This is a genomic window from Achromobacter sp. EG18, from assembly GCF_059759395.1.
This window is the reverse complement of record NZ_CM186213.1, coordinates 2604044-2628473: the sequence shown is the minus strand read 5'-3', so window position 1 is coordinate 2628473 and position 24430 is coordinate 2604044. Positions and strand designations below refer to the sequence as shown.

The following is a 24430-nucleotide window of genomic DNA, read 5'->3' as shown; positions in this document are numbered from 1 at the left end:
ACCAAGTACCCGCCCTGTAAGGATTTTTTTGTGCCGTTACAGACCTTTCCATAGGGTTGTCCACAGATACTGTGGATAATTCCTAGGGATTACCCCCATTTTGCAAGGATTTCCCGGTGTGTTGGCGGGGATTGTCAAGCCTCGGCGTCGGCAATCGCGTCGCCCAGCAGCACCTTGCGCGCGGCATGCCAGCTGCCCGCGTCGGGGGCGTACAGCAGCCCGCCGCTGCGGTGGGTGGGCTTGTAGGGCGAGCCGTCGAAGCGCGCCGCGTAGCCGCCGGCCTCGCGGTGCAGCAGCCAGCCGGCCGCGTGGTCCCAGGCAGTCAGCTGGTTGTACAGGGCGACGTGGCTGTGGCCGGCCGCCAGCATGCGGTATTCGTGGGCGGCGCAGCGCAGGCTGGCGGTGCTGCCCAGGCGCGACAGGTTGCCGTTGACGGTGGTGCGCAGCGGCTCGGGCAGGGCGCCGGTCGAGATCAGGCCGTCCATGTCCTCGGGCGGCGCGGGGCTGGCCACGGCCAGCGGCGCCTGCTTGCCGTTCTCGTATTCCATCCAGGCGCCTTCGCCACGCACGGCCAGCGCGCTGTCGCGGTTGACCGGGTCGTAGATCACGCCGGCGATCACGTCGCCGCGATGACAGGCCGCGATCATCATGCCGAACAGCGGCAGGCCGGCAACGTAGTTGCGGGTGCCGTCGATGGGATCGATCAGGAACGCCAGGTCGGCGTCGACCAGCATGTTCAGCAGGGCCGGGTTGCGGGTCGAGGCTTCCTCGCCGATCAGCACCGCGCCCGGGTGCAGCCTGGCCAGGCGCGCGGCGATCAGGCGCTCGGCGGCCTCGTCGGCATCGGTGACCAGGTCGCGCGGCGAGCTCTTGTCGCGCACGCTGCCCTCGGGCAGGTTGCGAAAACGCGGCATGACCTCCGCCTGCGCGGCCTCGGCCAAAATGCCGGCCAGCTTGCGGGTGTCCTCACGGGTAAAAGTTCTGCTCATGGTCGCTCGTCCAGGGAACGCGCAAATCTATCACGCCTGGGCGGCATTTGATCGCGATTTATAACCGCATGAACTCAAAGGGAATTTTCCACCTGTGCAGGAGTTATCTGCCAGGTTGTCCACAATTCCTGGGGATAAACGGGACCGGAGCCCCGTTTATCTTCCCCCCCGGGCGGGCGCCCGGGGGAGGCAGGACGCGCTCAGGCGCCCAGGTCAACGCAGAGGTACTTGATCTCGAGGTATTCCTCGATGCCGTACTTGGAGCCTTCGCGGCCCAGGCCGGACTGCTTGACGCCGCCGAAGGGGCCGACTTCGTTGGAGATCAGGCCGGTGTTGATGCCGACGATGCCGTATTCCAGCGCCTCGGACACGCGCCAGATGCGGGCGTAGTCGCGGGTGAAGAAGTAGGCGGCCAGGCCGAAGATGGTGTCGTTGGCCATGCCGATGACTTCTTCCTCGGACTCGAAGCGGAACAGCGGCGCCACCGGGCCGAAGGTTTCCTCGGTCGCGAAGCGCATCGACTGGGTCACGTCGCGCACCACGGTGGGCTCGAAGAACGTGCCGCCCAGCGCATGCGGCTTGCCGCCGGCGATGACCTTGGCGCCGTGCGCGGTGGCGTCGGCGATGTGTTCCTGCACCTTCTCGATGGCGTTGGTATCGATCAGCGGACCTTGCGTCACGCCGTCCTCGAAGCCGTCGCCGACCTTCATGGCGTTGACCTTGGCCACCAGGCGCTTGGCGATTTCCTCGTACACGCCGGCCTGCACGTAGATGCGGTTGGCGCAAACGCAGGTCTGGCCGGCGTTGCGGTACTTGGAGGCCAGGATGCCGTCGACCGCGCGGTCCAGGTCGGCGTCGTCGAACACGATGAAGGGCGCGTTGCCGCCCAGTTCCAGCGACAGCTTCTTGATGGTGGGGGCGCATTGCTCCATCAGCGTGCGGCCGACTTCGGTCGAACCGGTGAAGCTCAGCTTGCGCACCACGTCGCTTTCGCACAGCGCCGCGCCGATCTCGCGCGAGCTGCCGGTGATGACGTGGAACACGCCGGCCGGCACGCCGGCCTCTTCGGCCAGCACCGCCAGCGCCAGCGCGGTCAGCGGCGTCTGCTGGGCGGGCTTGACCACCATGGTGCAGCCGGCGGCCAGGGCCGGGCCGACCTTGCGGGTGATCATGGCGGCGGGGAAGTTCCACGGCGTGATGGCGGCGGTGACGCCGATCGGCTGCTTCAGGGCCAGCAGGCGCTGGCCGGCCTTGGGGCTTTGCAGCACGTCGCCGTCGATGCGCTTGGCTTCCTCGGCGAACCATTCCAGGAACGAGGCGGCGTAGGCGATTTCGCCGGCGGCCTCGGTCACGGGCTTGCCCTGTTCCGAGGTCATGATGGCGGCCAGGTCCTGCTGGTTCTGCATCATCAGCTGGGCCCACTTCAGCAGGATCGCGGCGCGTTCCTTGCCGGTCTTGGCGCTCCAGGCGGGCAGGGCGGCCTGGGCGCTGGCGATGGCCTGCTCGGTCTCCTTGCGGCCCAGCTTGGGCACCGACACGATGGTCTTGCCGGTGGAGGGGTTGTCCACGGGGATGGACGGACCGTTGCCGGCGGATACCCACTTGCCGTCGATGTAGCAGGCGTCGCGCAGCAGTTCGGGGCGCGACAGGGGATGGGTCAATGACGTCATTGCAATAGTCTCCTATATAGGAACGCGGCCGCCGGGGCGGAACTGACGCGGGCGCAGCGGAAATCCGCTACGCCCGCAATCGCCGTGCCCGACGGCCGGAAAACCGGATGATCGGATTGGCGCTTAAGCGGCCAGCGACTCGGCCAGGATGTCCAGCGCGCGGTCGAACTGGGCGTCGGGAATGGTCAAGGGGTACAGGAAGCGCAGGACGTTGCCGTACACGCCGCAGCTTAGCAAGATCAGGCCTTGCGCGATGGCGCGGGCCTGCACCTTCTTGACCGCCTCGGCGTCGGGCTTGCCGTTGGCGTCGTTCAGTTCCAGCGCCACCATCGAACCCAGGCCGCGCACGTCGGCGATGCCCGGCACCTTGGCGCGCAGGCCCTCGAGGCGGGCGCGCAGCTTGTCGCCCAGTTGCACCGCGCGTTCGCACAGCTTTTCCTCGGCGATCACGTCCAGCACGGCGTGGGCCGCGGCCACCGCCAGCGGGTTGCCGGCGTAGGTGCCGCCCAGCCCGCCGGCGGCCGGGCCGTCCATGACGTCGGCGCGGCCGACCACGCCCGAGATCGGGAAGCCGCCGCCCAGGCTCTTGGCCATGGTGATCAGGTCGGCCTGCACCGAATGGTGCTCCATGGCGAACAGCTTGCCGGTGCGGCCGAAGCCGGTCTGCACTTCGTCGGCGATCAGCAGGATGCCGTGCTCGTCGCAGATCTTGCGCAGCGCCGTCATCAGTTCGGGCGGGGTGATGTTGAAGCCGCCTTCGCCCTGCACCGGCTCGATGATGATCGCGGCGACGCGCTTGGGATCGATGTCGACCTTGAACAGCAGGTCCAGCGCCTTGAGCGAGTCGGCCACGGTGATGGACTGGGTGCCGTTGGGGAACGGCACGTGGTAGATGTCGCCCGGCATCGGGCCGAACGACAGCTTGTAGGGGGCGACCTTGCCGGTCAGCGCCATGCCCAGCATGGTGCGGCCGTGGAACGAGCCCGAGAAGGCGATGACGCCCGAACGGCCGGTGGCCGAGCGCGCGATCTTGACGGCGTTTTCGACGGCTTCGACGCCGGTGGTGAAGAAGGCCGACTTCTTCAGGCCGTCGATCGGGGCCAGGCGGTTGATGCGCTCGGCCAGCGACACATAGCCTTCGTACGGCACGATCTGGTAGGCCGTGTGGGTGAAGTTGTCGAGCTGGGCGCTGACGGCGGCCTTGATCTTGGGGTGCAGGTGGCCGGTGTTCAGCACCGCGATGCCGCCCGCGAAATCGATGTATTCCTTGCCGTCGGCATCCCACAGCGTGGCGTTCTCGGCGCGCACGGCGTAGAAATCACACATGACGCCGACGCCGCGCGGCGTGGCCAGGGAACGGCGGGTATTCAGGTCCTGATTCTTCATCTCAGCCTCGGATGGCAAGTGGGCGGTAAAGCCTTACTTTAATGCTACTATGGCCCCATTGGTGGGAACCACTTTTATAAATCAGGTAGAACCAATTGCGGTCCATCGTTGGAGACTTGCTGCAACTGCGCCTGGCCGATGCCGCCGGCGGGCCGATGAACAAGCGCCTGTACCACGGCATCCGCGAAGCCATCCTGGATGGATCCATCGCCGCCGACTCGCGCCTGCCCGCCTCGCGCGACCTGGCCGCCGAACTCGGCATCGCCCGCAATACCGTGGTGCACGTCTATGGCCAGTTGCTGGCCGAAGGCTACACCCGCAGCCTGCAGGGCAACGGCACCTTCGTCAATGCCTCGCAGCCCGACTCCTATCTGGCCAGCGGCCGCCAGTCGCGCCGCGCGCCGGTGCCGCAACCGCGTCCGGCGCTGTCGGCGCGCGGCGCCGCCATCGTCGACGGCGTGTCGGCCTCGCCCTACCAGTGGGGCGCCTTCATGCCGGGCGTGCCCGACCTGACCGAATTTCCGCACAAGAAGTTCGGCCGCATCTTTTCCGCGCTGTGGCGCAACCCCACCCCCGACCTGCTCACCTACGCCTATGGCGGCGGCCTGCCGGCCCTGCGCGAGGCGCTGGCGCAGCACCTGGCGCTGACGCGCTCGATCGACTGCGATCCCGACCAGATCCTCATCACCGAAGGCTCGCACCAGGCCATCGACCTGGCCACCCGCATCCTGGGCGAGGCGGGCGAGACCGCCTGGGTCGAGGACCCGGGCTACTGGGGCGCGCGCACGGTGCTGCAGGCCAACGGCCTGCACACGGTGCACCTGCCGGTGGACGAGGAAGGCATGCGGCTGCCGGACGCCGACCTGGCGCCCGGCATGGCGCCGCCGCGCTTCATCTTCGTGACCCCGTCGCACCAATATCCGCTGGGGCCGGTGATGTCGCTGGCGCGGCGCCGGCAGTTGCTGGCGGTGGCGCGGCGCCATGGCAGCTGGATCATCGAGGACGACTACGACAGCGAATTTCGCTTCTCGGGCCGGCCGATCGCCTCGCTGCTGGGGCTGGAGCCGGACGCGCCCGTGATCTACATGGGCACCTTCAGCAAGACGCTGTACCCGGGGCTGCGGGTCGGCTACCTGGTGCTGCCCAAGACCTTGACCGCGGCGTTCCAGGCGGCCCACGCCGAGCTCTACCGCGAAGGCCACCTGATGACGCACGCGGCGCTGGCCACCTTCATCGCCGAGGGCCACTACGCCGCCCACATCCGCCGCATGCGCATGTTGTACGGGCGGCGCCGCGCCATGCTGGTCAACCTGATCGAACGGCGCCTGGGGCCCGACTGGCTGCACCGCGACGCCAGCCTGGCCGGCCTGCACCTGGTGCTGACGCTGCCGCCGCACCTGGACGACCTGCGGGTGGTCGAGGTGGCGCGGCGCAAGGGCGTGCTGACGCGCGCGCTGTCGCGCTACTACGTCGGCGCCGAAGGCCGCCGGCCCGGCCTGCTGCTGGGCTATGCCTGCGTGCCGGAGCACGACATCGCGCGCAAGTTCGAGGTGCTGCTGGAAAGCCTGGCCGAAGTGGCGCGCATGACGCCCGCGGCGCCCGCGCTGGTGGCGCAGCCGGCCTGACTGCCGGCGTTGAAGGCCGGCGCCGCCGCACGGGCCTTGAAAGCCGGTGGCGGGCTGCCGGCGCTTGCAGCCTGCGCGCCGCGACCACACGGCGCGAGGGCCTCAGCCCCGGCGGTCCTGTCCGCCGCCCAGCGCCGCCGCGAAGGCCGCGGCGTTGCGCATGCCCTGGTCCTCGAAGTTGGTGTTGAACACCGCATGCGCCTGCGCGCTCCGTTGCGCCAGTTCCTGGAAGCGGCGCGCCAGTTCGGCCAGCTCGGCCTCCGAATACTCATATTGGAAGCGCCCTGACGAGGCGGCGCCGCCGGCGTTCCAGGTGGCGACGTTGCGGCCATGCAGCCGCAGCAGCGTCAGCTCGGGGTGGCTGCATTCCCAGACCGCCGGCACGCTGTTGTCGAAGCCCTGCGGCGCGTCCACCACGGTGTGCACCAGGCCCAGCTCGCGCTCTAGCGCCAGCGTTGCAGCCGTGGCCTCGGAGGAGTCGAACCAGCTGCGGTGGCGGAATTCGACCGACAGCAGGTGCTCCGGCAGGCGCCGCGCGCATTCGGCCACCAGCGCCTCGCCGCGCGCCCCGCGCCGCAGCCAGGGCGGGAACTGGAAGTGCACCGCGCCCAGCTTGCCGGCCATGCGCAAGGGTTCCAGCGCCAGCGTGTAGCGGCGCCAGAGTTCATCGCGCAGGTCGTCCGGCATGGCGTGGTGGTAGATGACCGGCTCGGGCCAGTCGGCCAGCTCGCGGCGGATGTCGGGGGGCAGGGCCGCCAGCGGCGTCTGGTGGCCGGTGAAAAGGCGGTAGGCCTTGATGTTGAAGACGAAATCGTCGGGCGTGCGCTGCGCCCACAGGTAGGCGGTCTCGGCGCTGGGCAGGGCGTAGTAGCTGGAATCGACCTCGGCCAGCCCGAAGCGGGTGGCGTAGAAGCGCAGCCGCGATTGGGCGTCGTGCGCCTCGCGCGGGTAGAAGCGGCCGCACGCCAGCAGCGTGGGGTCGGTCCAGGAAGCGGTGCCGGCAAGCAGGCGCATGGGGAAAACGGCGGTAGCGGGAGCGGGGGGCGATGCGGTTATGATACCTGGATATATCCCCAGGTGTCGGGCCGCGCCGACCGCGCCCGCCGCCGACCATTCCACGCCCCATGTCCGACCAGAATTCCGCCCACCCGTCCAGCCGTCCCGATCCCCTGGCCGACCTCAACCCCGCCCAGCGCGAGGCCGCCGAATTCGGCGTCGGCGGCGCGGGCGACGACGGCCCGCTGCTGGTGATCGCCGGCGCCGGCTCGGGCAAGACCAACACCCTGGCGCATCGCGTCGCCCACCTGATCCTGAACGGCGCCGATCCGCAGCGCATGCTGCTGTTGACCTTCTCGCGCCGCGCCGCCCAGGAAATGGAGCGCCGCGTCGGCAGCGTGCTGCAGCGGGTCATGAACCTGCGCGGCACCCAGCAGGCGCCGTCGCTGCCGTGGGCCGGCACCTTCCACGCCATCGGCGCGCGCCTGCTGCGCGACTGCGCCCAGCGCATCGGCCTGTCCGAGGCCTTCACCATCCACGACCGCGGCGACGCCGAGGACCTGATGGGCATGGTGCGGCACGAGCTCGGCCTGTCCGCCACCAAGTCGCGCTTTCCGCTCAAGGGCACCTGCCTGGCGATCTACTCGCGCGTGGTCAACAGCCAGACGCCGGTGGCCGACGTGCTGCACGGCACCTTCCCGTGGTGCGCGCAATGGGAGGACGAGCTCAAGAACCTGTTCCGCGCCTACGTCGCCGCCAAGCAGGACCAGCAGGTGCTCGACTACGACGACCTGCTGCTGTACTGGGCCGAGATGATGGGCGACGCGGCCATCGCCGCCGACGTCGGCGCCCGCTTCGACCACGTGCTGGTGGACGAATACCAGGACACCAACCGCCTGCAGGCCGCCATCCTGCTGGCCATGAAACCCGACGGCCGCGGCCTGACCGTGGTGGGCGACGACGCCCAGTCGATCTATTCGTTCCGCGCCGCCACGGTGCGCAACATCCTCGATTTCCCGGCCCAGTTCCCGCAGCCGGCCCGCGTCATCACGCTGGACCGCAACTACCGCTCGACCCAGCCCATCCTGAACGCCTCCAACGCCGTCATCGGCCTGGCCGCCGAACGCTACGCCAAGGATCTCTGGAGCGACCGGCAGTCGTCGCAGTTGCCCGAGCTGGTCACCGTCAGCGACGAGGCCGGCCAGGCCCGCTGGGTGGCCGACCAGGTGCTGGCGCAGCGCGAGGGCGGCGCCACGCTCAAGTCGCAGGCGGCGCTGTTCCGCACCTCCAGCCACAGCGCCGCGCTCGAACTGGAGCTGACCCGCCGCAACATCCCCTTCGTCAAGTTCGGCGGCCTGCGCTTTCTGGAAGCGGCGCACGTCAAGGACCTGCTGTCGCTGCTGCGCTGGGCCGAGAACCCGCGCGGGCGCATGGCGGGGTTCCGCGTGGCGCAACTGCTGCCCGGCATCGGTCCGGCCACCGCCGCCAAGCTGATGGACGCCATGACGCAATCGGCCGAACCGCTGCGCGCGCTGCGCGAATTCAAGCCGGGGGCGGCGGCGCAGGTGGAGTGGGGCGCGTTCGCCGACACCTACGCGGCGCTGGCCGACCCAAGCCTGCGCTGGCCGGTCGACGTCGACCTGGCGCTGCGCTGGTACGCCGGCCAGCTTGAACGGCTGTACGACGATGCGCGGGTGCGCAAGACCGACCTGGACCAGCTGGCGCGCATCGCCGCCGGCTACCCGTCGCGCGAGCGCTTCCTGACCGAGCTGACGCTGGACCCGCCCGACGCCACCAGCGACGAATCCGGCGCGCCATCGCGCGACGAGGACTACATGATCCTGTCCACCATCCACTCGGCCAAGGGCCAGGAATGGAAGGCGGTCTACGTGCTGAACGTGGTCGACGGCTGTATCCCGTCCGACATGAGCACCGGCAGCGCCGAAGAGATCGAGGAAGAAAGGCGTCTGCTGTACGTGGCCATGACGCGCGCCAAGGAACGCCTGCAGCTGATCGTGCCGCAGCGCTTCTACGTGCACCAGCAGACCGGCATGGGCGACCGCCACGTCTACGGCTCGCGCACCCGTTACATCACCAACGCCATGCTGCCGCTGTTCGACCACCTGCCCAAGCCGCCCGACCTGCCCGCGCGCGAGGCCAAGGCGCCGCAGGCGCCGAGCGTGGACGTGGCCAGGCGCGTGCGCAACCTGTTCGCGTAGGGCGCGTTCGCCGGGGCGCGGACCCCGCGCGGACGCCGCCGCGCGGCGGCGCCGGTGGGCTATCATCGGCCGATACGTTGGATACGCTGCACCCGCAGGGCTCGCATCGCCAAAGGATGTCTATGTCTACCGAAGCAACCGCCGCCGTCGCCGCGCCGCCCCAGGGCGAAGTCGTGGCCTCCATCGCCTATGTGAATGGCCGGCGCGACCACGAGGTGCCCATCGAGGAGGTGGGCAGGCACGTCGATCCCAAGCACGGCATGGTGTGGATCGGCCTGCGCAATCCCAGCCCCGAACGGCTTGCCGACGTCGTCAACCAACTGGGCGCCTGCGACAAGAACATGGAAGAAATGCTGGAGTCGCACCGCCGGCCCAAGATCATCGACTACGGCAACATGGTGCTGATCGTCGCCATCACCGTCGAGGTCGAGGCCGAGCGCCCCATCTTCGGTGAAACCCAGTTCCTGATCGGCGAAGGCTTCCTGGTCACCGTGCGGCGCGGCGCCACCGCCGGCCACAGTCCCTTGCGCGAACGGCTGGAGGCCTCGCCCGACCTGCTCAAGCGCGGCAGCGACTACGTCGCCTCCGAACTGCTGGACTGGCTGGTGGACCGCTACGTGGCGGCGGCCGGCAAGATCGAGTCGGTGGTCGAGGGCGCCGAGCAGAAGCTGCTGATCCGCGGCGCCAAGGACTCCGACATCCGCAGGCTGTACCGCCAGCGCCGCGACCTCCTGCGCATCCACACCGTGGTGTCGCCGCTGGCCGAGATCTGCCGCCGCCTGGCGCGGGTCGAGATGTCGGCGGTCGATGAACACGCGCGACCGTATTTCGGCGAGGTGGCCGACCGCGTGCTGCGGGTCGATGAACTGTTCAATTCGCTGCGCGAGTCGCTGGCCTTCGCCTTCGAAGCCAGCCTGATGATCGGCCAGGCCGCGCAGAACGACACCACCCGCAAGCTGGCGTCATGGGCCGCCATCCTGGCCGTGCCCACCGCCATCGCCGGCATCTACGGCATGAACTTCAAGTTCATGCCCGAACTGGATTCGCCGTTCGGCTATCCGGTCACGCTGGGCGTGATCGTGTCGGTCTGTTCGCTGCTGTACTGGCGCTTTCGCAAGTCGGGCTGGCTGTAGCGCGGCGGACGGCGGCGCCGTGCCGGCGGCGACACACTGGCGCGCGCGGCGCCGGCCCGGCTGTGGCAAACTGCCTGCGTTTCTGATTCCGGAGCCCGGCTCGTGCGCGGCAAATCCCCCTTCGGCGGCAGCAAGCTGACCGCCCTCGTCGTCGCCCTGATCCTGGCCGCGGCCGGCGCCCTCGTCAACTGGCTGCAGCCTGCCCGGCAGGGGGGCGAGCGGCCGGCCGAACGACCCGCCGCCAGCGCGCCCGCGCCGCGCGGCAAGCCCGGCGCGGCCCTGGCCGGCGACGTTCCCGCCGGCAGCTATACCCTGACCGGCATGATCGTCAACGTCGCCGACGGCGACACCGTGACGCTGCGCGCGCCCGACGGCCAGCGCCGCATCCGCATGGACAGCATCGACGCGCCGGAAGAGGGCCATGGCAACGAGCAGCCCGGCCAGCCCTACGCCGAGGCCGCGCGCCAGCACCTGGCCGGCCTGGTGGCCGGCAAGACCCTGACCGCCCAGTGCTACCAGAAGGACCAGTACGGCCGCGACGTCTGCGCGCTGATCCTGGACGACGGCCGCTCGGCCAACCGGCTGCAGGTCGAGGCCGGCTACGCCTGGGCCTACACCGCGCGCCAGGGCGACTACCTCAACGACAAGGCCATGCCCGAGTTGCAGCGCCAGGCCAGGGCGGCCGGCCGCGGCCTGTGGGCCGGCAAGGATCCGATGCAGCCCTGGAAGTGGCGCTACGACTGCTGGCGCCAGCGCCAGTGCGGCTGATTGGCGCAGGCCGGCGGGGGTAATCCGTCCTGGTGTGTGTGGAGAGCCGCCTGCGCAAGTTCCCTAGGGGGATGCCAGGGTACTGGGGCGGATATACCTTTGCTATCCTCTGTCGCACTGAATAGAAGGAAAGGTTTCCATGCGTGCTTTGATGCGGCTCTGGGCGGCGGCCATGATGCTGTTGCTGGCGTTGGCGGGCTGCTCCCGGGACGGCAGTCCCATCAACAGCCCTTATCCGTCCGGCGCCGAAGGCCGGAACACCCTGTATTCCGCCTTCGTCAAGCGCTCGCCCAAGTACCTGGACCCGGCCAGCTCTTATTCCGGCGATGAAACCCCTTATACCTACAGCATCTATGAGACGCTGTACGGCTACCACTACCTCAAGCGGCCCTACGAACTGATCCCGCGCGCCGCGGCCTCGATCGACCCGCCGGTCTACCTGGACGCGCAGGGCAAGGTGCTGCCGGCCGACGCGCCGGGCGAGCAGATCGCCCAGAGCATCTACGACATCAGGATCAAGCCCGGCATGCGTTTCGCGCCGCACCCGGCCTTCGCCCGCAAGACCGACGGCAGCTACGACTACTTCCCGATCGCGCCCGAGGACCTGGCCGACAAGTTCGCCATTCCCGACTTTCCGCGCACCGGCACCCGCGAACTCACCGCCGACGACTACGTCTACGCCTTCCGCCGCCTGGCCAGCCCGCGCGTGGTGTCGCCGATCTATTCGCTGATGGCCGAATACGTGAGCGGCCTGAAGGAATATGGCGACCGCCTGCGCGAGCGTGACAAGGCGCTGCGCCGCGACCTTCCCGGCGGCGGTGGCGCGTCGTGGCTGGACCTGCGCGAGCCGGACGGCTTCACCGGCGTGCAGGCGCTCGACCCGCACACGCTGCGCATCCGCGTCAACGGCAAGTACCCGCAGTTCAAGTACTGGCTGGCCATGACCTTCACGGCGCCCGTGCCCTGGGAGGCCGACCGCTTCTACAACCAGCCCGGCATGGCCGAGCACGACCTGTCGCTCAACACCTGGCCGGTCGGCACCGGCCCCTACATGCTGGCCGAGTCGCTGCAGAACCGCCGCCACGTGCTGGCGCGCAACCCCAACTTCCACGGCGAACCCTATCCCTGCGAAGGCGAGCCGGGCGATCGCGCCGCCGGCCTGCTGGCCGATTGCGGCAAGCCCACGCCCTTCATCGACCGCGCCGTGTTCAGCGTCGAGAAGGAAGCCATTCCGCTGACCGGCAAGTTCATGCAGGGCTACTACGACGTGCCGCAGATCGAGCGCGGCGAGTACGGCGTGGCCATGCTGGTGGCCGCTGGCGACAGCCAGGACAAGGCGCGCAAGTACGCCGAGCACGGCATCCGCCTGCCCACCACGGTCGAGACCGCCAACTGGTACATGGGCTTCAACTGGCTCGACCCGGTGGTGGGCAAGGGCGACACGCCCGAGCAGGCCGAGAAGAACCGCAAGCTGCGCCAGGCCATCAGCATCGCCTTCGACTGGGAAGAATACGTGGCGGTGTTCGAGAACAGCCAGGCCTCGGTGGCCTACGGCCCGGTGCCGCCCGGTGTGCTGGGCTACCGCGAACCGCCCGAGGGCGTGAACCCGGTGGTCTACGACCTGGTCGACGGCAAGCCGGTGCGCAAATCCATCGAGACCGCGCGCAAGCTGCTGGCCGAGGCCGGCTACCCCGACGGCCGCAATGCCGTCACCGGCGCGCCGCTGGTGCTGTACTACGACTCCATGACGGGCGGCGGCTCCAACCCGCAGTTCGACTGGATGCGGCGGCAGATGGCCAAGATCGGCGTGCAGATGGACGTGCGCTCGACCGACTACAACCGCTTCCAGGACAAGATGCGGCGCGGGTCGGCGCAGATCTTCCTGTGGGGCTGGAACGCCGACTACCCCGACGCCGAGAACTTCCTGTTCCTGCTGTACGGCCCCAACGCCAAGGCCAAGGGCGGCGGCGAGAACGCCGCCAACTACGACAGCCCCGAATACGACAGGCTGTTCGAGCAGATGAAGTTCCTGGACGATGGCCCCGAAAAGGAAGCGCTGATCCAGCGCATGGTCGCCATCGTGCAGCGCGACGCGCCCTGGATGTTCGGTTACTTCCCGATGTCGGGCGGCGCCTACCAGCAATGGGTCGGCAACGCCAAGCCCACCCAGATGGTGCGCAACACGCTGCAGTACATGAAGATCGATCCCGCCCTGCGCGAGCGCAAGATCGATGAATGGAATTCCCCCATCTGGTGGCCGGTGGGCCTGTTCGTGCTGCTGATCGCGCTGGCGATCTGGCCGTCCTACGTGGCGCTCAAGCGGCGCGAACGGCAGACCGCCTTCGCCCAGGCTTCCCGCAAGGAGCATCAATCATGATCGGCTACGTCATCCGCCGGCTGCTGTACGGCGTGCTGATTCTGATCGGCGTGAACCTCTTCACCTTCATCCTGTTCTTCGCGGTCAACACGCCCGACGACATGGCGCGCCTGGCCATCGGCGGCCAGCGCGTCAGCCAGGACGCGGTCGAGAAATGGAAGGTCGAGCACGGCTACGACAAGCCGCTGTTCTACAACGCCCAGGCCAAGGGTTCGGCGCAACTGACCGACACCGTGTTCTACCAGCGCTCGGTGCCGCTGCTGGCGATGGACTTCGGCGCCTCCGACGGCGGCCGCGACATCGGCCGCGAGATCCAGACGCGCATGGGGCCGAGCCTGGCGCTGGCGGTGCCGACCTTCTTCCTGGGGCTGTTCGCCAGCATCGTGTTTTCACTGACGCTGGTGTACTTCCGCGCCACCCGGCTGGACTTCTGGGGCGTGGTGGTGTGCGTCATCCTGCTGTCGATCTCCAGCCTGTTCTACATCATCGCCGGGCAGTGGATGTTCGCCAAGCTGCTGCGGCTGGTGCCGTTCTCGGGCTTCGAGGGCGGCCTGGACATGATCAAGTTCCTGGCGCTGCCGGTGCTGGTGGCGATCGTCTCGCGCCTGGGCCCCGAGGCGCGCTTCTACCGCACCCTGTTCCTTGAGGAAATCGGCAAGGACTACGTGCGCACCGCGCGCGCCAAGGGGCTGGCCGAGCGCGTGGTGCTGTTCCGACACGTGCTGCGCAACGCCATGCTGCCGATCCTGACCAGCACCGTGGCCGCCTTGCCGCTGCTGTTCATGGGCAGCCTGATCGCCGAGTCCTTCTTCGGCATCCCGGGCCTGGGCAGCTACACCATCGACGCCATCAACGCGCAGGACTTCTCCATCGTGCGCGCCATGGTGTTCCTGGGGGCGTCGCTGTACATCGTCGGGCTGATCCTGGCCGACATTTCCTACACGCTGGCTGACCCCCGCGTCCGATTCGAGTAGCCGCCATGCCCAAGTTCGTATTCCTCTGGACCGACATTGCGCTGTGGCTCATGGTGCTGGGCGCGCTGGCCTACGCCTGGCGGGTGCGGCGCAGCCCGAACCTGCGTTCGACCTGGGCGCGGGTGGCGCGCGACACGCCGGCCATGTGCTCGGCGGTGGTGCTGGCGGCGTTCGCGCTGGTCGGCCTGCTCGATTCCGTCCATTACCGGCCGCAGCTGCCGCCCGCGCCGGGCGCGGCCGCCGACGCCGCGCCGGTCTACGCGCCGGCGGTCAAGTCGGCGCTGGACGGCCTGTTGCGCGGCAGCGTGCTGACCCAGCCCGAGAAGACCTATTCCAGTCCGTTGGCGGTGCGCCAGTTCACCAAGGAAACCCTGCTGGTCGACGACAAGCCGGTGCGCGATTTTCCGCGCCTGCGGGCGGCCGGCACGCACCTGGCCGACCCCGACCGCGACCACCTGGGCGACGTCTACTACCGGCTGGGCCTGGGCCTTGCGGCGGGGCTGGCGGTGGCGCTGATCGGCGCCGGCCTGCTGTTCGCCTGCCTGGCGCGGCGCGGCGGCGCGTCGGCGGCGGCCGAGGCCCTTCTGGGCGGGCGCGCCGAGGTGCCATGGCGCGCCATGGCCATCACCTTCACCCTGCTGTGCCTGGTGGCGGGGGCGCTGGCCGGGCTGTCCAGCGGCTACCACGCCCTGGGCACCGACCGCATCGGCAACGATGTGCTGTGGCAGGCGCTCAAGAGCATCCGCACCGCGCTCGTCATCGGCAGCCTGACCACGCTCGCGATGCTGCCGCCGGCCATCGTGTTCGGCATCGCGGCGGGCTACTTCAAGGGCAGGATCGACGACGCCATCCAGTATCTCTACACCACCATCACCTCGATCCCGGGCGTGCTGCTGGTGGCGGCCTGCGCGCTGATGATGCAGGTGTACATCGACAACCACGCCGAGCTGTTCGACACCTCCGCGGCGCGCGCCGACCTGCGCCTGTTCCTGTTGTGCATGATCCTCGGCTTCACCGGCTGGGCCGGGCTGTGCCGCCTGCTGCGCGCCGAGACCCTCAAGCTGCGCGAGCTGGAATACGTGCAGGCCGCGCGCGCCTTCGGCGTATCGCACTGGCGCATCATGACGCGCCACCTGCTGCCCAATGTCGCGCACCTGGTGCTGATCACCGTGGTGCTGGAATTCTCCGGCCTGGTGCTGTACGAGGCGGTGCTGTCCTATCTGGGCATCGGCGTCGATCCCAGCATGAATTCGTTCGGCTCGATGATCGACGGCGCCCGCCTGGAAATGTCGCGCGACCCGATGATCTGGTGGAACCTGATGACCGCGTTTCTTTTCATGCTGGCCCTGGTGCTGGCCGCCAACCTGTTCGCCGACGCGGTGCGCGACGCCTTCGATCCGCGCACCCGCCGCTACAAGCCGGGCCGCCTGCCCGGCATGGGCTGGTTCGGCCGCCGTCCGGGCGCCGCGCTGGCGGCCGACGCCCGCGCCACCAAATCCGGAGACGCGCCATGAGCCAGCAGGATAACCGCCAGGACACGCCCCTGCTGGCCGTGCGCGGGCTGGACGTCGACATCGCCGGCGACAGCGGCATGACGCACGCGGTCAAGCGCCTGCAGCTGGCCATCTCGCAGCGCGAGACCTTCGCCCTGGTGGGCGAGTCCGGCTGCGGCAAGAGCATGACGGCGCTGGCGCTGTTGCGCCTGCTGCCGGACGCCGGCCGCATCGTCGGCGGCCAGATCGACCTGGACGGCGAAGACCTCAACCGCCTGCCCGAGAGCGCCATGCGCGGCGTGCGCGGCGGCCGCATCGGCATCATCTTCCAGGAACCGTCCACCAGCCTGAATCCCGTCATGCGGGTCGGCGACCAGATCATCGAGACGCTGGTGGCGCACACGCCGCTGCGCGGCGCCGCGGCGCGCGCCCGGGCCATCGACTGGCTGCGGCGGGTCGGCATCCCGGAGCCCGAGCGGCGCGTGGACGATTACCCATTCCAGTTCTCCGGCGGCCAGAAGCAGCGCGTCATGATCGCCATCGCGCTGGCGGCGGAACCCCTGCTGCTGATCGCCGACGAGCCCACCACCGCGCTGGACGTCACCGTGCAGGCGCAGGTGCTGGACCTGCTGGCGGGCATCCAGCGCGAGATCGGCATGGCGGTGCTGCTCATCACCCATGACCTGGCGGTGGTGCGCAACGTGGCCCATCACGTGGCCCTGATGCGTGGCGGCGAAATCGTCGAAAGCGCCAGCGCCGAGGAATTCTTCCGCGCGCCCAAGCATCCCTACGCGCGTCAGTTGTTCGACGCCATTCCCACCTTTGAAAAGCGCGGCGTGCCTCTCAGCCAGGCCGGCCGCGCGGCCCAGGCGCAGGACGCGGCCCGCAAGCGACCGCGCGAGCCGGGCGTGGTGCTGGACGTGCAGGACCTGAAGGTCCATTACCCGGTGCGCAAGGGCCCGCTGCGGCGCGTGGCCTCGTGGGTCAAGGCGGTCGACGGCGTGACGTTCACGCTGCGTGCCGGCGAAACCCTGGCGCTGCTGGGCGAGTCCGGTTGCGGCAAGACCACCACCGGCAAGGCGCTGCTGCGCCTGATCGACGGCGCCCGTATCTCGGGCCGCGCCATGCTGCAGGGGCAGGACCTGCTGACCGCCGACCGCGCCCGCTTGCAACGGCTGCGCCAGGACATCCAGATCGTGTTCCAGGACCCATACGCATCGCTCGATCCGCGCATGCGGGTCGGCGACATCCTCGACGAAGGCCTGGAGTCGCTGCGCCGCGGCATGGGCGCGCGCGAGCGACGCGACCGCGCCGTCCGCCTGGTCGAGCGCGTCGGCCTGCCGGCCAACACGCTGGCGCGCTATCCGCACGAGTTCTCCGGCGGCCAGCGCCAGCGCATCGCCATCGCCCGGGCCCTGGCGGTCGAACCCAAGGTGCTGATCTGCGACGAGCCGACCTCGGCGCTGGACGTCTCGGTGCAGGCGCAGATCCTCGACCTGCTGCGCGAGCTGCAGGGCGAGCTGGGCATCGCCTACCTGTTCATCACCCACAATTTCGGCGTGGTCGAGTATCTGGCTGACCGCATCGCGGTCATGGACGGCGGCCGCATCGTCGAACTGGGCGAGGCCGACGCGGTGCTGCACGCGCCGCGCCAGGACATGACGCGCCGGCTGCTCGACGCGGTGCCGCGGCTGCAATTCGGCGCGCCCGAATGAAAACCGCGCCCCGATCCTATGGCGGATCGGGGCGCGGCATGCGCGCGCCTGGGCGGCTCAGTCGTGGGCGTTGCGGGTTTCGAGCCAGACCAGCGTGTCGTGCCGCAGGGCGCGGACACATTGCGCCAGGAAGGCATGCACCACTTCCAGCTCGCCGGCGTCGTAGCGCCGGGCCATCAACACCACCGCCTCGGCCACCCACTGGCGTTCCTGGGTCAGTTGCTGGCATTGCTCCTCGACCGGCCGGATCACGATCATGCGGCGATCCAGCGGATGGCGGCCGCGTTGCACATAGCCGGCCGCTTCCAGGCGGTTGATCAAGGCGGTGGCGCCGCCGGAGCTGATGCCCATCAACTGGGCCAGTTGCCCGGTGGGCAGGGCATCGAACTCCATCACCAGTTCCAGCGCTTTCAGATCCGCCAGGGGGATACCCAGTTTCTCCGCCAGGGCCGACTGGCACGCCGCGTTGTACACGGCGAACTGCCGGCCCAGCATCAGGGCGATATCGTCAAGCATTCCGGGACGCAGGTCACTATTGCGGGATTCAGGCATCACGGTCACATGCTCGTGGTGGACGATGGTTTCTTGTTGCAGCATGGCGTCGCTCCCTCACGGATCCCGTCGATTACTTCTTGGCGGTCAGGCCGCCGAGCAGGCCGCCCAGCAAGCCGCCGTTGGTGGTGCCTCCGGTGCTGGCGCTGCCGCTGACGCCGGCCGTCACGCCGCCCAGCAGGCCGCCGAGCAGGCCGCCGTTGCCGGCCGTGCCCGTGGCGCCGCCACCGGCGCTGGCGCCCGCGCCCGCGCTGGCCGTCGCGCCGCCCGTCAGGCCGCCCAGCAGGCCGCCCAGCAGGCCGCCGTTGGCGCCCGCGGCGCCGCCGGCCGTGCCACCGGTGGCGCCGGTCACGCCGCCCAGCAGGCCGCCCAGCAAGCCGCCGTTGGCCGCGCCGCCCGTGGCCCCGCCCAGGTTGCCGGTCACGCCGCCGAGCAGGCCGGTCACCGGAGCCAGCAGGCCGCCGTTACCGCCCGCCGCGCCGCCGGTCACGCCACCCAGGATGCCGGTGATCGGGCTGAGCAGGCCGCCGTTGTTGCCGCCCACCGCGCCGCCCAGGCCCAGGCCACTGGTCAGGGAGGCGACCGCGCCGGTGGCATTGGCCAGCGTGTTGCCGAGCGGGTTGGTGTTGCCGGGCGTGGCATTCAACAGGCCGCCGGCACTGCTGACCGCGCCGCCCAGGCCTTGCAGCACGCCATTCAAACCGGCCACGTTGCCGCCGGGCAATTGCGTGCCCAGGTTGCTGACGGTGCCGCCCAGGGTGTTGAGCAGGCCGGCGACCGGCGCGCCCAGCTTGGTGGTGGCGCCCACTTGCTGGGTCAGGCCGACCACCGTGCCGGCCAGGGGGCTGGCCGTCGGGTCGAGCGCCGCGCCGATGCCCCCGAGGGTCGGTTGCAGGCCCAGCGGCAACACGTTGTCGACGGTCTTGCCGACGTTGCCGAGGGCCGGTTCGAGCAAAGGCTTGGACGGTCCGCCCAGCACGCCGCCGGTCACGCCGCCGACCAATTGGGTCACGGGGTTCAGCAGGCCGCCCTGGCCGGACAGGCCGGCGGTCAGGGCGCCCACCGCGTTGGTGGCATTGCCCAGCACCGTGGTCAGTGGTTGCGGATTCTTGGGATCGGCATTGAGCAGGCCGCCGGTGCTGGCGACCGTCTTGCCCAGGCCTTCGACCAGGCCGCCGACGCCGCTGCTCAGGCCGCCGGGCAGCCCGGTGCCCTTGACCGTGGTGCCCAGGCCTTCGACCAGGCCGCCCACTTGCTTGACGGTGCCGTCGACAGGCTGGCCCAGGCCAGTGGTGGCGCCGACTTGCTGGGTCAGGCCGACGACGGTATCGACCACCGGCTTGACGGTGGGGTCGAGCGCCTTGCCGACGCCGCCCAGCGTGGTGCCGAGATTCAAGGGCAGGGTATTGTCGACGGCCTTGCCCGTATTACCCAGCGTGGTTTGCAGCAAACCCGTCGCGACCGGATCGGTCGGGTTGTTCGGATTATTCGGGTTGTTCGGGTTGTTCGGACCGCCGGGATTGGTGGGAATATTCGTGCCGGGCAGGGAAGCCGAACTCTTGTGGCCACCACCACCGCCGCCGCATGCGGCCAGCGCGCTCATCAGAGCGGCCGCCATGACGGTGGAGGTCAGAATACGTTGTACGCGCTGCGTTTCAATCTTGGCATTCATGGCGAGCTCCTGTGGGGGAAGTGTCAGGCGTCGAAACTGCCCGATACATCCCTACATGCATAAACCGTGCCAATATTTTTCGAATGCCGTCCGGCAACGCGGCGGGGTATTTTTATTTCGTGAAAAAATCCTTTTAAATCAATATGTTATTTGTCTATTAGAGGGTTTGTACCAATGTTTTGAATCCCCCATTTTTACGATCACGCCTGACCTGCGAATGTTACGCCGAAGGGGGTAACAGCCGTTACGTTACGGGCCACGTTACGTAACGCGGTGTATGGAACAGGCCAAAAAAAACGCCTGTCGAAACAGGCGTGGTGGCGGGCGGGTATATGGACCCCCAGGTATGGATGCCCAATCAGAATGCGTCGTAATACAGCGAGTAATTGGCGTTGAAGCGCAGGTCGCGGTCGTTGTTCACCGTCGCCGAACCGATAGGCTTGGCCACATTGAAATCGAACAGGTAGTACTTGTCGTCGGTAAAGCGCAGTCCCAGCGCCACCGAGGAAAGGTGACGCTGATTCAATTGCTGCAAGCCGGAATTGTTGTACCAGGTGCGCGCATAGTCGATAAGCGCGTAAGGCTGCACATTCGTCAGGTATTCCCAGCCGATGCCGAAGCGGCGATTGACTTCGGCGGAAACCCCCACGCCCTTGTCGCCACTTTGCTCGCCCTGCGGATAGCCCATCGCGTAGCGCCAGCTGCCGTACGACACTTGCTCCGACGACGGCAGGATGTTGCTGGAATACTGGGCCGCGCCGGACAGGGTCAGGCCGAACTGGGCTGGCAGGGCGAAGGTCTGCTTGGCGTTCAGGTTGTAGCGCGTGAAATCCAGGTCGAGGACGGGAACGGCGGAATAGCCATAGTTGGTGCTGATCTCCTTCTTCGCGCCGGCCGCGTCGAAGCCCTTGGCCACGCCCAGCGTCACGTCGGTCGTCATGGATTCCGACACCTGGATATAGCGCATTTCGAGGTTGGCGGCGCGCACCTGCGAATCCTGCTGCAGCCAGCGATCGGAATTCTTGGCTTCGTAGCGATCCTTGGAGTTGGCGGCGTAGACGCCCAGCGTGCCGGTCAGCGAACGGGTGTTGTTCAACAGGAACGGATAGCTGACGCCGATGCCGATGCGGTCGTTCTTGACCCGGCGATTGAAGCCCAGGTATTCGATCGCCTCGTCCTCGGGCCGCGCATCATAGTGATAGCCGTCCACCTTGACGGCCAGGCCGTCGTTGCCCAGCGGCACGCGGATCTCGCCGGACACGTATTTGACGTCGTCGGTATTGAACGGGATCGACGCCGTCAGCTTGACCTGCTCGCCCAGTGGCGTGAGGCTGTTGGTGGCGGCGTTCACCAGGGGTTGCATACCGGTGCCCAGGTCGGCCACGCCGCCGGTCAGGCTGACCGGCTGACGCGAGGCGGCCAGCACCAGTTCGGTGGCGCCGTCGGCGCGCCGCGGCAGGTCCAGCGAAGGCGTGAACTTCACGCCCGGCACGGTCCGCATCAGGTTCAGCACGCGCTCCAGCGTGGCCTGCTTCAGCGGTTTCTCCTGCTTGAGCGGCTCGGCCAGCGATTCCAGCCGGTCCTGGGCGTTGCCGATATCGCCTTCGATGCGCACCGTGCCGATATAGCCTTCGACCACGGTGACGACCACCAGCCCATTGGCGAAGCTCTGGTTCTGGACCAGCGCGAACGACAGCGGATAGCCGCGGTCGCGGTACAACTGCGTGATCTTGTCGACCTGCTGCACCAGTTCGCCCAGGCTGATCTCCTTGCCCGAGAGCGGCGCGAGCAGGGCGGAGACCTCCTCGAACGGCATTTCGTGCACGCCCGTGACATCGAAATGCCGGGGCACGATGCGTTGCGCCAGCCGCGCCTGCAGCGCCAGTTGTTCCGGCGTGGCGGCCTGTACCACCGGGGGAGGCTGGGTGGCGCCGGGCGGCCGTTCGATCTGCGGCATGGCATCGACCGGGTTGCCGCGTAAGGGGCCGTCGGCCCGCGCCGCGCCGACGGCGGCCAGCATGCAGAAAAGGGCAAGGGAAAGCGGACTTGCGGGAAGCGTACGTCTCATGCCTGGTGGTCTCTCGTTTGCCGCTGACGCCGTTTAAACAGGCCGAAGATAAATACCTGAATAAGGGCGTGACTGAATGGGGCCGCTTTATAAGGAGTTAAACCGTGCGCGTCGTTCAGGCGGTATGTTGCCAGCGCGGCAAGCCAATGACAAATTATTTCATTGTGACTGGCCGGAAACGTGGATATAACAACAGCGCGCAATGAAAGGCAATCCGGACGGCGCCTGATCGCGGGTTTTCCGGGGTATTTGAAAATGAAGCTGGCTAATTTCCGGGTATTCGTTACAAGTAAGCTGTCGCAGCATTGCGAATACTGGTATAAACCCTGATGTGTATTAATTGTTAATAGATAAGACTATATAAACGTTTCAAAACACATCGGGTTTACTGGCTTTCGGGAGTCCGCAAGATGGACCAGGATGACCGCAACAGAATCGTCGTATGCCGGCCCGCGAGATGCGTCCGTCGGCGGCCGGCTCACAGGAGCCGCGCATGAACCCGGGCGATATCGTTCCGCTGTCGTTCCATGCCGGGCTGGTGGCGTTGTCGTTCCTGATCGCGGCCCTCGGCTCCTACGTCGCCTTGCTTGCCGCGGTGGGCATCCGGGCGGAAACGCGGGACGGCGAGATCCGCATCGGTTACATCATCATCGGCGCGCTGGCGATGGGCGGGGTGGGTATCTGGAGCATGCATTTCATCGGCATGCAGGCGCAGCAGCTGCCGTTCGAGGTGGGTTACCAGACGGGATTGACGGCGCTCAGTTTCCTGGTGGCCGCCGGTTTTTCCGGCTGGGCCTTCTGGTATGTCGGCCGCGACCGTTTCACATTTATGCGCTGCCTGGTGGGCGGCCTGGCCGCCGGTCTCGGCGTGGCGGCCATGCATTATGTGGGCATCAGCGCCATGCGCATGCCGGCGGTATTCATGTGGAATCTGCCGATGGTGGTTTTATCGGTGCTCATAGCCGTTATTGCCGCGTCAGCCGCATTGTGGCTGGCCTTCAACACGCAGAATGAGTTTCAGCGCGCCGCCTCGGCCATTTTGATGGCGGTGGCGGTGTGCGGCATGCATTACACGGGCGTGGCGGCCGGCACGGTGGTCTGCACCACGCCGCGCGAATTCTCCAGCATGCAGATCGGCGGGGTGATGCTGCCGTATATCGCGTTCGCGCTGTCGGCGGTCATGCTGCTGGTGATGCGTTGGCATTTGCAGCGGGCCTCGCGCCGTTTCCGCGCGCGCCTTGCGCAACGTATCGATTCGATCATTGAATCGGCGCCGGCGGCGGAGGGGGGCAGGGCGCCCGGCTCCACGCTGGGGCCGGGTTGAGGGTGAGTCAAGGGCCTTTGCGGCCTGAGTACCCCGGAAGCGCGCGGGCGTGGAACATGCCAGCGCGCCGCTTGCACCGGGTTTAGGGGGCCACTGCCGCCCCGCGGCATGGCTCGATTATCAAGCGAGACCTCAGGAGCTCGACATGAAAGCGAAACTTGCGCAGTTCTGGAACGAAGAAGAAGGCATCACCGCCCTGGAATACGGCCTGATCGCGGGCACCATCGCGGTGGCGCTGGTAGCGGCTTTGGCGACATTCACGGGCGCGCTCGGCGACCTGTTCACGTCGCTGCAAGCAAAGCTGGCCGCCGCGTCCACGTGAGGCCGAAGGCCCCGGCCGATCCGGCGGGCCTGGTCCCAACCAGGCATGCGCGGAAGGCCGGGTCCCCGCCCCGCCTGGCGCGGAGCTGATGTTGGCAACACTTCCCGCGCGGCGATTTCGGGCGGTTGCGGATTGACGGCGTTGCGCGCATCGGCTCCCGGGGGCCGCGCGACCATGTATTGCCGCATTGAAACCGAAACCGTCGGAAGGTCCTGCCTTGTATCCAGGGGAAGTGCTGTGGTGGCTGTTGTTCGCATGCTGGAATCTGGTGTTGATATACACCGATCTGCGCTATCGCCGCGTACCCAACACGCTTATCGTCGCGGGCTTCGCGGGACAGGCGCTGTGGCTGCTGGCGGCATGGCTGGCGCCGGCATGGGGGTATCCGCCGCGCTGGGCCGGCTGGTCCATGGCATTGGCCGGATTCGCGCTGGCCTTGCCGTTCTTTCCGCTCTGGAGCCGGCGCCTGATGGGCGCGGGCGACGTCAAGGCGATCGCCATCCTCGGGTTGCTGGCGGGCTTCGCGCCGCTGGTGATGACGTTGGTGGCCGCCAGCCTGCTGGCCGGCCTGCATGCCTTGTCGTACCTGTTTCTTTCCCGAAGCCGGGCGCTGCCGCTTCGGGCCCGCCAGACGCCGTACGGCGCCTATCTGGGCGTTGCCGCGCTCAGCGTGGCGCTTATTCCCTTGAATTCGGCCTGGTATTCGTGGTGTTTTTCCTGGTGTTCTACGCGATCCTGACGTACGCACTGGTCTTCACCGCCCAGCATTCAGTCACCCTGGCGGCGCAGGACGGCGCCCGCAAGGTCCTGCAGTGGCAGCCGGGCGCCGCGTCCCTTACGGTGCGGGCCAATGCCGGCCGCGATACGGCGCTGGATCGCTCGGGCTGGATCACCGCCATGTCCTCGGCCGCGGTGGCGGTGGCGGTGTGCGGCCCCGGCGGCACGCTCAGCAGCACCGGCGGGGGCACCTGCAGCGGCTTGCCGTTGACCGCCGACCAGATCGAAGTCACTGTCAGCTACCCCTATGGCGCCAACCCGCTGATCCCCAATCTGCCGTTGCTGGCCCAGGCCCTGATGCCGCCTTCGAGTGTGTTGACGGCCCGCGCCACGGTCCACCTGGGCAATGCGCTGGACGGGAGCAATTGAC

Annotated in this window: 19 protein-coding genes; 12 read left to right on the top strand and 7 right to left on the bottom strand. The window is 68.2% G+C overall.

The window, feature by feature from the left end; genetic code table 11:
• Positions 1-134 precede the first annotated feature (134 nt).
• The 3 genes from AC6CR5_RS11830 to gabT all read right to left on the bottom strand — a co-directional run bounded on the left by AC6CR5_RS11830 (position 135) and on the right by gabT (position 4045).
• Positions 135-989, bottom strand: a complete 855-nt coding sequence (locus AC6CR5_RS11830; protein ID WP_498085655.1) for an inositol monophosphatase family protein — start codon at positions 987-989, stop codon at positions 135-137.
• 200 nt (positions 990-1189) lie between these two features.
• Positions 1190-2659, bottom strand: a complete 1470-nt coding sequence (locus tag AC6CR5_RS11825) for an NAD-dependent succinate-semialdehyde dehydrogenase (protein ID WP_026384648.1) — start codon at positions 2657-2659, stop codon at positions 1190-1192.
• Between the two features lie 123 nt (positions 2660-2782).
• Positions 2783-4045, bottom strand: a complete 1263-nt coding sequence (gene gabT, locus AC6CR5_RS11820; protein WP_006387755.1) for a 4-aminobutyrate--2-oxoglutarate transaminase — start codon at positions 4043-4045, stop codon at positions 2783-2785.
• 95 nt (positions 4046-4140) lie between these two features.
• On the opposite strand from gabT, the gene pdxR reads away from it, so the two are divergent.
• Positions 4141-5670: a MocR-like pyridoxine biosynthesis transcription factor PdxR gene (gene pdxR, locus AC6CR5_RS11815; RefSeq protein WP_353630597.1), complete on the top strand. Its 1530-nt coding sequence runs from the start codon at positions 4141-4143 to the stop codon at positions 5668-5670.
• Between the two features lie 102 nt (positions 5671-5772).
• On the opposite strand, the gene AC6CR5_RS11810 is transcribed toward pdxR, so the two are convergent.
• Positions 5773-6684, bottom strand: a complete 912-nt coding sequence (locus AC6CR5_RS11810) for a DUF72 domain-containing protein (RefSeq protein WP_498085654.1) — start codon at positions 6682-6684, stop codon at positions 5773-5775.
• Between the two features lie 110 nt (positions 6685-6794).
• Here AC6CR5_RS11810 and AC6CR5_RS11805 point away from each other — a divergent pair, with 110 nt between their 5' ends.
• The 7 genes from AC6CR5_RS11805 (at position 6795) to AC6CR5_RS11775 (ending at position 17345) form a co-directional block, all read left to right on the top strand.
• Positions 6795-8885, top strand: coding sequence for an ATP-dependent helicase (locus AC6CR5_RS11805; protein ID WP_238920829.1), 2091 nt, complete (start codon positions 6795-6797; stop codon positions 8883-8885).
• 122 nt (positions 8886-9007) lie between these two features.
• A complete protein-coding gene (locus tag AC6CR5_RS11800) occupies positions 9008-10018 on the top strand; it encodes a magnesium and cobalt transport protein CorA (RefSeq protein ID WP_006387759.1) in 1011 nt (336 codons plus the stop codon).
• A 102-nt stretch (positions 10019-10120) separates the two neighbouring features.
• On the top strand, positions 10121-10786 hold the full coding sequence (locus AC6CR5_RS11795) for a thermonuclease family protein (protein ID WP_187378308.1): 666 nt from the start codon (positions 10121-10123) through the stop codon (positions 10784-10786).
• A gap of 139 nt (positions 10787-10925) precedes the next feature.
• Positions 10926-13163, top strand: coding sequence for an ABC transporter substrate-binding protein (locus AC6CR5_RS11790; protein ID WP_024069813.1), 2238 nt, complete (start codon positions 10926-10928; stop codon positions 13161-13163).
• Positions 13160-14137, top strand: coding sequence for an ABC transporter permease (locus AC6CR5_RS11785; RefSeq protein WP_006387762.1), 978 nt, complete (start codon positions 13160-13162; stop codon positions 14135-14137). The genes AC6CR5_RS11790 and AC6CR5_RS11785 overlap by 4 nt, the downstream gene beginning before the upstream one ends.
• A 5-nt stretch (positions 14138-14142) precedes the next feature.
• The gene (locus tag AC6CR5_RS11780) at positions 14143-15651 is read left to right on the top strand and encodes an ABC transporter permease (protein WP_024069812.1); all 1509 of its coding nucleotides are present in this window, start codon (positions 14143-14145) and stop codon (positions 15649-15651) included.
• Positions 15648-17345 carry an ABC transporter ATP-binding protein gene (locus tag AC6CR5_RS11775; RefSeq protein WP_026384639.1) on the top strand — a complete coding sequence of 566 codons (1698 nt, stop codon included), beginning with the start codon at positions 15648-15650 and terminating at the stop codon, positions 17343-17345. The genes AC6CR5_RS11780 and AC6CR5_RS11775 overlap by 4 nt, the downstream gene beginning before the upstream one ends.
• 57 nt (positions 17346-17402) lie before the next feature.
• On the opposite strand, the gene AC6CR5_RS11770 is transcribed toward AC6CR5_RS11775, so the two are convergent.
• From AC6CR5_RS11770 to AC6CR5_RS11760, 3 genes are all read right to left on the bottom strand, one after another.
• Positions 17403-17942: a MarR family winged helix-turn-helix transcriptional regulator gene (locus AC6CR5_RS11770; RefSeq protein ID WP_020928813.1), complete on the bottom strand. Its 540-nt coding sequence runs from the start codon at positions 17940-17942 to the stop codon at positions 17403-17405.
• 28 nt (positions 17943-17970) lie between these two features.
• Complete coding sequence (locus AC6CR5_RS11765) at positions 17971-19569, bottom strand: collagen-like triple helix repeat-containing protein (RefSeq protein ID WP_498085653.1); 1599 nt, start codon at positions 19567-19569, stop codon at positions 17971-17973.
• Positions 19570-19927: 358 nt separating this feature from the next.
• Complete coding sequence (locus AC6CR5_RS11760) at positions 19928-21637, bottom strand: ShlB/FhaC/HecB family hemolysin secretion/activation protein (RefSeq protein WP_035183252.1); 1710 nt, start codon at positions 21635-21637, stop codon at positions 19928-19930.
• 493 nt (positions 21638-22130) lie between these two features.
• Between AC6CR5_RS11760 and AC6CR5_RS11755 the strand changes: the two genes are divergently transcribed.
• The 4 genes from AC6CR5_RS11755 (at position 22131) to AC6CR5_RS11740 (ending at position 24429) form a co-directional block, all read left to right on the top strand.
• On the top strand, positions 22131-22961 hold the full coding sequence (locus AC6CR5_RS11755) for an MHYT domain-containing protein (protein WP_498085652.1): 831 nt from the start codon (positions 22131-22133) through the stop codon (positions 22959-22961).
• Between the two features lie 145 nt (positions 22962-23106).
• Positions 23107-23283 carry a Flp family type IVb pilin gene (locus tag AC6CR5_RS11750; RefSeq protein WP_006387769.1) on the top strand — a complete coding sequence of 59 codons (177 nt, stop codon included), beginning with the start codon at positions 23107-23109 and terminating at the stop codon, positions 23281-23283.
• 232 nt (positions 23284-23515) lie between these two features.
• Positions 23516-24022: an A24 family peptidase gene (locus AC6CR5_RS11745; RefSeq protein ID WP_053074749.1), complete on the top strand. Its 507-nt coding sequence runs from the start codon at positions 23516-23518 to the stop codon at positions 24020-24022.
• Complete coding sequence (locus AC6CR5_RS11740; protein ID WP_232066928.1) at positions 23989-24429, top strand: TadE/TadG family type IV pilus assembly protein; 441 nt, start codon at positions 23989-23991, stop codon at positions 24427-24429. The genes AC6CR5_RS11745 and AC6CR5_RS11740 overlap by 34 nt, the downstream gene beginning before the upstream one ends.
• Position 24430: the final 1 nt, after the last annotated feature.